The sequence below is a fragment of the Pacificibacter marinus genome (assembly GCF_900109555.1).
Classification (GTDB): Bacteria; Pseudomonadota; Alphaproteobacteria; order Rhodobacterales; family Rhodobacteraceae; genus Celeribacter; species Celeribacter marinus_C.
The window spans coordinates 1-8356 of sequence record NZ_FNZV01000028.1 but is presented as its reverse complement, the minus strand read 5'-3'; the positions used below and the strand labels follow the sequence as shown (position 1 = coordinate 8356).

3 protein-coding genes are annotated in these 8356 nt (G+C 52.8%); all 3 read left to right on the top strand.

Annotated elements, in window-relative coordinates; all coding sequences use genetic code 11:
• Positions 1 to 1322 precede the first annotated feature (1322 nt).
• Positions 1323 to 3854 carry an Ig-like domain-containing protein gene (locus tag BM025_RS18520; RefSeq protein WP_139204611.1) on the top strand — a complete coding sequence of 844 codons (2532 nt, stop codon included), beginning with the start codon at positions 1323 to 1325 and terminating at the stop codon, positions 3852 to 3854.
• A gap of 644 nt (positions 3855 to 4498) precedes the next feature.
• The gene (locus BM025_RS18515; RefSeq protein ID WP_085850876.1) at positions 4499 to 6547 is read left to right on the top strand and encodes an ATP-dependent nuclease; all 2049 of its coding nucleotides are present in this window, start codon (positions 4499 to 4501) and stop codon (positions 6545 to 6547) included.
• Positions 6544 to 8356 (top strand): UvrD-helicase domain-containing protein (locus BM025_RS18510; RefSeq protein ID WP_090875492.1); only part of this gene is annotated, 1813 nt, incomplete at its 3' end. The genes BM025_RS18515 and BM025_RS18510, both read left to right, overlap by 4 nt.

Here is an 8356-nt window from a genome sequence, read left to right as displayed (position 1 = left end):
GACTTGGACGCGGTGCGGGCCGTGTGTTTGCTGGGCCTGTCGATGAGTGAAGTGCTGCGCAAATATGATTGGACGGTCAGCTCGCGCAACAGCGCCGCGCTGAGAGCGGCCCTGCGGGAGGCATTGGATCGGATGCAGGGATACGGCGTCGCATCCGCAAGAAAATAGAGACACATTTCCCCAAAGGGGGGGGAGGGTCAAAAGTCCGGAAGGCTTTTGGCCCTAGACCCGTGCTTCCCTTACGCGGAGATTTTTTTCTGTGAGCGCACAAAAATTCAGCCGAGATTGTGGGGGATGGGCTGTTTGGTGAGGTGGTTTGTGATCCGTGTCATGGGTGAGGGTGTTGGTGTTTTGGGGTGGGTGTGAGGAAGTGTAACAAATACAGGGTGTTATGAGGGTTTTGGCTGGGCGCTGATTGGAATGCAGCCGCCGCTTTGGAACCGCGTGCGCGCAAAGCTACCTCAGCGCTGTCTTGAAAGCGCCCTTTTAGATCCGGTGGGCTAATTGTGCGCCTCGGCGCGGGATGTGCCGGTTGCGCTGCGGTTGGCAGTGGAATTCGGGAAAGCGTTGCTGCATCTCCGTCCGAGGTGTTGATCAACACGAACGGCCCAAACCGGCCGTTGAACGGTTTCACTGGATGCTGCGCCGCAGCTTCCGAAACCGGACATAGGTGTAGAAGCACAGCATTTGTCGCCAATTCGGGATGACTACATATGGTGTCTTGCGCATTACGTGCTCTTATAAGCTGGCTGACAGCCTAGGAAACGCCTGTAAACGCGGCTTCAGCGCTACGGCTGCACTAAAAGTTAATTTATTGACGCTACGTCATTGACAGATTAGTAAAATTTCATTCCAATGATTGTGCTTGAAGACTTGTGACGCCAAGACCGACGTCACTAAAATGCTCCTGCCATTATTTCGGCATCGGAGTCCGGGCAACACGGTCGAAACCTGCGGCATCCTTGGTTGGGCGCTGCATTTCGAATGTTGTGAAGAATTTGGATAAAATGAATATGAAAAATTTCAATGCCTGCCTGGGGCGCCTTGCCCTTATCTGTGCTCCGCTTCTTGCTCTTTCCTCCCCCGCAGCGGCCTTTGACGCACCACTGCACATCGACCGGAGTTTAAGCCTGAATTCCCAGTGCGGGTTGAACGCCTTCGTCCAAAATCTGAATGGGGGTTTGGCGTCTGTACGCGCTGGGATTCAGTACTCACCAACACTGCAAGCGGCAGGCGGAGCAAGTTTTTTTAAAGGAAATATATCCAACATATATTCGTCGATAACTGCTGCGAAACTGGAAGCGGACTGCAGTCTTACAGATGTGACTGCCCTCAGTCAGCAAGGCGCCGTAGGAACCTATGCCGCCCAAGACTATATAGGGGTTTCATTTGAAGCAACACGGACCACCGACGGTGATCGCTACGCTTACCGGGCTGAAATCAACGGGGCAACGGCAACGACGATTACTGTCAGCCAGACCCTTGTCAATGCGGCACCAACGATAACGCTCGGCAGCCCCAGCGGGCCAGACGGCAGCGGAAAATACACCGTGATCGCCACCTTGTCAGAAAACAGCACGGATTTCACCGTCGATGATCTCACCCTGACGAACGCCACAGCGACGTTCAGCGGATCGGGCAGCAGTTACACCATTGTTCTAACACAGATCGCGGTTGGGGCGGTCAAAATGTCAGTCCCCAAGAAGACCTTTGCGGACAGCGAAGGGCTTGAAAATGGTCTCGCCTCAAATGAAGTGGAATTTGCAGGTGACACCAGCCCGCCAGCGGTCAGCATTGCGGCCTTTACCGGCCCGCTGAACGGCAATCAGTCGGCGGTCATTACCCTGTCCGAGGCCAGCACCAATTTTGTCGTTGGCGATCTGACCCTGACAAACGCGTCGGCCACCCTGAGCGGCTCCGGTATCAGCTACACCGCAGTGCTGACTCCGACCGCTGATGGCGAGGTCAAGCTGTCGGTCGCAGCGGGCACCTTCACGGATGCCGTCGGCAACGACAACACTGCCTCCAACGAGGTCACCACAACAGTTGATACGGTGGCGCCAAGCGTGACCCTGACAGATTTTATTGTCACAACCGGCCCGCCGGTTCCTGGGTGGTATGGTACCACACTTACGTTGTCGGAGCCCTCGCCTAACTTTTCGTCCAGTAGCGTACAGTTGTCACCAAACGTATCAAATTGGGGATTTAATAATCCATCACCGACAGTTTACGAGATCTATATCAATCCGCCCTCTGGTTCCGATCCTGTCACCTTATCCATTCCGGCAGGATTATTTACGGACGCTGCGGGAAACCCGAACACGGCATCACGCGAAATCACTTATACACCGGACTCCACGCCTCCTACGGTCTCAATTGCGGATTTCACAGGCGCATTGAACGGACCACAGACGGCGGTGATAACCCTGTCCGAGGACAGCACCGATTTTGTCTTAGCCGATCTGACGCTGACCAATGCAACCGCGGTGCTGACCGGCTCTGGCACAAGCTACACGGCGGTATTAACCCCGATTGCTGACGGTCCTGTGGCACTTTCGGTTGGTGTTGGCGTGTTCAGTGATGCCGCAGGGAATACCAACGCTGTGGGCGCAGACCAAGTCACGACGACATATGATAGCACCGCGCCGACGGTCAGCATTTCCACTAACGTCACCGCAGTCTCTGGTGCCGAGGCCATCAACGTTGTCGTCACCTTTTCTGAAGCCGTCACAGGCTTTGAGGCCAGTGATATCGTCGTAGTCAATGGGTCAGCCACCAACGTCACCGGCAGCGGCGCGGATTATGTCGTGCAGATCACGGCGACGGGAAATGGTGATACCACGGTCTCTGTGCCCGCTGCGGCAGCCATCGACGATGCTGGCAATAGTAGTAAAGCGTCAAACACGGTAAGCATTCAAAATTCTACCGTTGAGATGACCCAAAAGGTTATCGCGCAGTTCATGCAATCGCGGGCCAATCAGTTGGTCTCCAGCCAGCCCAACCTAACCCGATTTTTATCCGGTGGCGGGGCGGGAGGCTTTAATATGTCTGTGACGCGGGCGGGTGGCAATTTTCATTTCGCAAGCTCCCCTGATACGAATAATGGTCTTTGGGTGCGACTGAATGGGACTTGGACGAACGAAGACACAAGCAAAACAAAATATGTTTTTGGTGCTCTTGGACATCATTACACGGTTTCGCCCAATCTTTTGATCGGCGGCATGGTCGAATTTGACTTTGTCAGTCAAAACGATGGCGCAGCAACTTTGGACGGCCAAGGTTGGTTGACAGGGCTCTATGTGGTGACGCGTGCCCCGAACCATCCGCTCTTTATCGACGGGCGAATTTTGTATGGGCAAACGACCAACGATGTGTCGCCATTGGGGACCTATACGGATAGTTTCGATACAGAGCGCTGGCTGGCGCAGGTGAATGTTTCAGGCGAACTTATGTATCACGCGACGACGTTTATTCCGTCGGTGCAGGTTACGTACACGACGGATGATCAGGCCGCCTACACCGATGGCCTTGGAAACCTTATCCCGTCGCAGGGCGTCGAGATATGGCAGGCGGCCGTCGGTGTCGATTTTAGCCACCAAGTCGCACTGCAAAATAGTAAAACATCGCTGGAATTGACAGGTGGGGTTGCCGCCATCGGATCATCCACCCGCGGATCTGGCTATGCAAATAGCGTTACTCCAACCTATGAAAACACACGTGCCAGACTAAAGATGGGCGCAAACTACACCATGGAAAACGGAGCAAGACTGAGCATCGATACTTTTTATGACGGCATTGGTGTCGATAACTATGAAAGCTATGGCTTGGAAGTCGGCTTTAACTGGTTGTTTTAATTAGGCTGCGCTGCTTTAAAGAACAGCTTAGCTGGGCCTGAAAACCTCCCCTCGGAAGCAGACATCCAATGACTGCTTCCGAGAGGTCATGTGAGTAATTTGCACGCGCGGCGAGGAGCCGGTTTCCGCCCGTTGCGTCGATCGACGCGAACGGCCCTGAGCCGCCATTGCCCGAGAATTAGCGCTGCTGCGGTGCGGCCCGTCAGAGGAGACATTCGCTGCAACTGCAAAACCGGTAGGCCAAGCCATATCTGGACCGAGGATGAAGCTGGTAATTGACCGAATGAACCGAAAGTCGGCTATTGTCCAACGCTTCAGATTGGTGCGCTTATTAAAGCGTAACAAGGCGTAAAATCTTTTCATCAGGGCGAAAGTCCAGTGCAGCCATAAGTCGGAACATATGTCCATCGTTGACCTCAATCATCAATGATGATGCTAACCATCGTGACGTTGTGTTCCTTAAGATATGACATATTGTAGATGTAGTTCGAAAGCCGTTTCTCTTTAATGATAGTCTTTAATTCGTCCAACTAAACGTCTTCAAGTCCCGCATGATGCATTTACAAGTGGGCATACTAAAAACCTTTGATGGTACGGACGGCCGAGACCGCATAACGTAAATTCCATAATCTCTGGAGTCATAAATGTATCTATCAAAACTTATTATCAGTGGGTTCAGACAATTTGGTCAGGAAGATGCGTCTGCGGAGTTGACCTTCCAGCCCGGCGTGAATGCATTGATTGGCAAGAATGATAGCGGCAAGACGGCAATCATTGACGCTGTGCGCTATGCATTGCTCAGCCGCGATCAGATGTATTTCAAAATCCAATCGGATGACTTTCATGTCGATAAGGCCGGGAAAAGTGTCGACGATATCGCGATTACTTGCGTTTTGTCAGACCTTGATACCGCAGATCAAGCAGCCTTTGCTGAACATCTCACATATCAAGAAGGGACGGTTTCGCTTTTTGTCAACTTCCAAGCCAGACGTCTGGCCGCCGAAGGAACCGCGCGCAGATGGGTAGAGGTCAATGTTCGCTCAGGTGTAGAGGGGAACGGCCCTGCGCTTGAAATGACCGTTCGAGAACTGCTTGCCTCCACATATCTGAAGCCTTTGAGAGACGCTGAGCGAGAGCTCTCGTCTGGTCGAGGTTCTCGGCTGTCTCAAATCCTCTACCACGTTGAAGGGATCAAAGAGGGTGCCGATTTTGACCCCGAAAATCCACCAGCGACACTTGCGGCAACGGCTGCTCTAAGCTTGCTCGGCCTTTCCGAATACTTTGGAAAAAGTGTGAAGACACACAAAGGTATCGTCGATGCGCAAGGATCCATCAATACCGACTATTTGAAAGCGCTGCGTCTCGCAGGTGACCAAATGACTGGCAAGATCGATTTAACTGAAGGTGGAAATGAAGACGCGCGGCTTCGGCAAATCCTTGAGCGCCTTGAACTTGGTCTTGTGGATGACAGCGGCGCCCAACCCCGAGGTAAATTTGGCCTTGGGTCAAACAACATCCTCTACATGGCTTGTGAACTTCTGCTTCTTGGTCGCGAGCCAGAAGGTCTACCATTGCTTTTGGTCGAAGAACCGGAGGCCCATCTACATCCTCAACGGCAAATCCGTCTTATGCAATTTCTGAAACGGGCGGCCGAGGGTAGGATGAACGATGGAGAAGGACGGATGGTCCAGGTCATCTTGTCGACGCACAGTCCCAATTTGGCTTCGGGTCTTCCAGTCGCCAACACAATTCTCCTCGATGGCAAGACAGCAAACCCTCTGTCTGAAGACCACACATGCCTTTCCAAGAATGATTATTCCTTTCTGGAACGCTTTTTGGACGCCACGAAGGCGAACCTGTTTTTTGCCCATGGTGTCTTGATCGTTGAAGGTGACGGCGAAGCTCTGGTCCTGCCTGCGCTCGCCCGTGCGATTGGTTTTGATCTGAATGAGCACGGCGTATCGATCGTCAACGTAAAGGGCACCGGACTTCGCCGCTTTAGTAAGATTTTTCAAAAGTCCGACGCCACCAAGACTTGGATCTCGATCCCAGTGGCATGTGTTGCTGATATGGATGTCATGCCCGATGCCGCTCCTCAACTTCTGGGCCTGGTCGAGAACGACGATGATCCAAAATGGCACAACTCAAAACGACGCTGGAAAGCTAAGAGAGACTTTGGCGCAAATGCGCTTGCCATTGCAGCGGGCTTGAAGGAGCGCTCAGAAGACCTTTGCAGGGGTGATGCTCAAAACGTGCGCACCTTTGTAAGTGACCACTGGACTTTGGAATACGATCTTGCCCGTAGCGGATTGTGCTCGATGGTGTTTAACGCGGCGATGCTTGCCAATGCGCATGACAAAATCTGCGAAGGTTCGAAATCTGAGGGTGATGTTTTGGCAGAGGCGAAGACGAAATTTGCAGAACTGCGGGCCGAGTGTAGCGACGACGATGAACTCACTGCGATTCATATCTATGAATACTTCACAACGAAGAAGGCTTCCAAAGCTATTGCCGCCCAATACCTCGCGGCGGCCATTGACACTGAGGCGGGATCTGAAGGATTTGACGCCGTTGCATTTGAGGCATCTCTTCCAACCTATCTTGTTGATGCGATCAAGCACGTTTGTGACCACAAACCACTGGAAAATCCACCTACAGAAGCTCAGCCGGTCGCCGCGGCGGCTGCGCAATGACAGGTCATCCAGCCATTCCAGAAGTGACCGATGATGACATTGCCTGGATCTCCGACATCATGGGTTTGGACGATCTGGATGTGGATAGAAAGGCGTTCTTGAAGAGATCCGAGACATTCGACGTGTCGGCTTGCCCCGGTAGCGGAAAAACCACCCTGGTAGTTGCGAAATTGGCGATTTTGGCAAGGAAGTGGCAGCATGCCACGTCAGGAATATGTGTGCTCTCTCACACGAACGTCGCCAGAGAAGAAATCCAGAACAGATTGGGCCACACTCCCGTCGGTCATCGCCTTCTCCACTACCCGCATTTTATCGACACGATCCATACCTTCGCTAATCGCTTTCTGGCTTTGCCGTATCTGCGCTCGAACGGCTATCCGTCACCGCTAATCGACGACGATGTCGCAAAGGCATTCCGTTGGAATGTTTTGCAGGTACAGGAGCGCTGGAAGTTTGAGAATTGGTTGAAAAACAAACACACCAGTATTGACGAGATCACTTTTTGCGATAGCGACTTATCCGTAGCGCTCACTTCGAGAGATTTCCCGACGGCAGCTCACACGGCAACTTACCAAAGAGCCCAAAAAATCCTTTTAGAATCCGCTGCAGCGGGCCACTTCCGGTATGAAGAAATGTTCGTTTGGGCGGAGTGCCTAGTTCAGGAGTACCCCGAGGTAGCAGCAAGTCTGTCTCGCAGGTTTCCATTGGTTTTGATCGATGAGATGCAGGATACATCACAAAGGCAGGCAGCGCTGCTTGCGTCCATCTTTGACCGCGCAAACGGCCCCAGTGTTGTCCAGCGCGTGGGCGACCCAAACCAGGAGATATTTAAGAGCGGGCAAGAACAAAACACCGCAGATCCCTTTCCTGATGTTGGCGAGGGGCGCACGATGTCTATCGCCAATAGCAGGCGATTTGGGCCCGCTATAGCGACGCTCGCAAATCCACTGGCCGTCATTTCACTCGACGGAGATGGCCTTCAGGGGAGTGGTCCGCAGCGGGCTGCAGAATTCTCGGGACACAGTAGTAACTTGATCATTGTTTTCCCCGATAACAATACCGACGGCGTTTTGGAGGCGTTCGGAACGCACATCCTCGAGAAATTTGAGGATGATACGCTAGCAATCGGCGATTGTTTTGCGGTTGGAGGCGTACATCGACCAGCACAAGAAGCAATCGGACCCGGGCATGGGAAATTCCCAAGGTCAGTGGAACACTATTGGGCAGAGTATAGCCCTGAAATGTCAAAGCCAGACCAACATCCCAAAACACTTGTTGGTTACGTTCATCATGCTCAGAACATGATACGCGCTTCCGAAGACACCGCTGAGGGAATTGCGCATTTCGCAACGGGGCTAAAGCGCCTTACGCGACAAATCGGACAACCAGCAAGCGCCCTTGAACGAACTCGTAAGCACAGGGCCATTCGAGGCGTCCTTGCCCCTGCTCCCGAGTCGTTGGAAAGTTATGACGCGTTTGTTCGAACGTTCCTCATTACAATGACACCTATGACAGAAGAATTATGGCTCGGCTACGTACCTCAATTTCGGGAACTGGCTGGGAACTTGTGTCAGGGTGATGCCAATCATAACGCGGGCGATAGTTTTCTTGCGTGGGAAGAACCGCAGGCGAACGCTGTCGAACTGGAGGGTCCACAGGAGCATACGGAAAACGTAGTCAAAGTCACGTCCGGTGACCGAGAAGTGTGCATTCGGCTCGGTTCGATACACCAAGTTAAGGGGCAAACGCATTTTGCAACCCTGCTTTTGAGCACGTTCCAGAACCAACATTCATCCGAGAAGATCGTTC

Coding starts and splice junctions, on each gene's coding strand:
- BM025_RS18515 (WP_085850876.1), top strand. CDS start 4,499: ATGTATCTATCAAAACTTATTATCAGTGGGTTCAGACAATTTGGTCAG.